This window comes from Acidobacteriota bacterium, from assembly GCA_012517875.1.
Lineage (GTDB): Bacteria > Acidobacteriota > JAAYUB01 > JAAYUB01 > JAAYUB01 > JAAYUB01.
In genome coordinates, this window is the sequence record JAAYUB010000005.1 from 1 (window position 1) to 1,677 (window position 1,677).

2 protein-coding genes are annotated in these 1,677 nt (G+C 69.8%); one reads left to right on the forward strand and one right to left on the reverse strand.

The features are described from left to right. On the forward strand, positions 1-1,009 hold a 1,009-nt coding region (locus GX414_00640; protein ID NLI45594.1), incomplete at its 5' end, for a M14 family metallopeptidase. A 32-nt stretch (positions 1,010-1,041) separates the two neighbouring features. Here GX414_00640 and GX414_00645 read toward each other — a convergent pair. Next, the coding region (locus GX414_00645; protein ID NLI45595.1) for a hypothetical protein at positions 1,042-1,677 on the reverse strand (636 nt) is incomplete at its 5' end.

Here is a 1,677-nt window from a genome sequence, read left to right on the forward strand (position 1 = left end):
CACGTACTTGTCGCCGCGCGCCCCCAACTGGGACGAGGGCATCAGCGGCTTTCTATGGGACCGCCTCTACCCCGCGCTGACCGAGCGCCTCGCCGCCCGGGGCATCTCCATGCTGCCTTACGGCGACTTCGTCGACGACTTCAAGCCGGAGCTGGGCTGGAGCACGCATCCGCCATCCCCGCGGATGGGCGTGGATTACGTGGGTCTGCGCAACCGCTTCGCGGTCCTGGTGGAAAACTACGCCTACGCGCCGTACGCCACGCGGGTAAAGCACTGCTACGAGTTTGTCGCCGAGCTCATCGAGTACGTGGGCGCCCACGCCGTCGAGATGAAGGCTCTGGCGCGGGAGGCCGACCGGCGGTCCGCCGGCTGGGCGGTTCTGCCCGCCACGGAACGGCCGCCGTTCTGCCTGGCGGTGGATTCCGGTCCCCTGGACGGCGCGCTGACCATCCAGGGTTTTGCCTGCTCTGAGATCATCGACTCCCGAGGCCGCAAGCGGCCCAAGCCGATTCTCGACCAACCCCGCACTTACACCGTGGCGTACCACGCCCGCTTCACTCCCAAGATCACCCGGCCGCTGCCGGCCGCCTATCTGCTGCACACCGGTTGCGAGGCGGTGGTGGCCCAGTTGCTGCGACACGGCATCCGCGTGGAGCGGCTCACGGCTCCGGCCCGGGTGACCGCGGATCAGTTCACGACCACCACCCTCAAGGTGAATCCACGGGTGGTCGAAGGCCATGCCGACCTGACCGTGACAGGCGAGTGGCGGCCGCAGGTGCTCGAGGCGGAAACCGGCTGGTTCCTGGTCCCCATGAACCAACCGCTGGCTCGGCTCATCGCCTGCCTGATGGAGCCGGAGCATCCTGACAGCCTGGCCGCCTGGAACTTCTGGAACAACTGGATCACCCGGCAGTGGTACCGGGATCTGCCCCCGCTGCCGCTCTACCGGCTGATGGAGGCGCCGCGGCTGCAGACGCGGCGGGCGGAAATCAACGACGTCGTCTACTGACGCCGGCCGCCGTCTGTCCTCCCCCAAGTCGCTCATTCCCCCAGGAGCGGGACGTTGAGGATCACCCCGTGTTTCACCGGCGAGCCGGACGGGGCCGGTCGGGAGGGATCCAGCCGGACATGCCCCATATTGGGACAAAACGCGCCCAGTTCCTCGAGCCAGCGGGCCAATCGGCGCAGGCCGGCGGCGTCGGCTACCACCCGCAGTCGGCGGCGGAGCGCCTCGGATTCGAATTGTGACGCCAGCTCCAGGATCCGCTCCGCGTCTAGCCGCCGGCGCTGTCGGGCCAGGATGGCCGCCACTTCCGTCTGCTCCATGAACCGGCCCGGGGCCGCCACCGCGTCCACCAAGGCGCGTTCCGGCGAGGCCACACGGAACCGGCGACCGCCGTCGCAGAGCTCCCGGATCTCCAAGGTCAGGCGGACGAGACCCACAGCATGCCGGCGCACCTCGGCGCCCGGCACATCCAGTCTGCGGGTGCGGTCGGCGGCGACCACCAGATCCAGCCGGTGCATCGGCCCCGGCACCAGTCCGGCCAGCTGCAGCGCCGCACGGCCCGTGAAGTATCCGGCGGCTCCGGCGGCCTGCGCATGATGCAGCGCGGCCGGCAGTGCGCAGGCGACCCCCTGCCGGCGCAACACACCGCGCGATTCAATCCGGACCAGCCC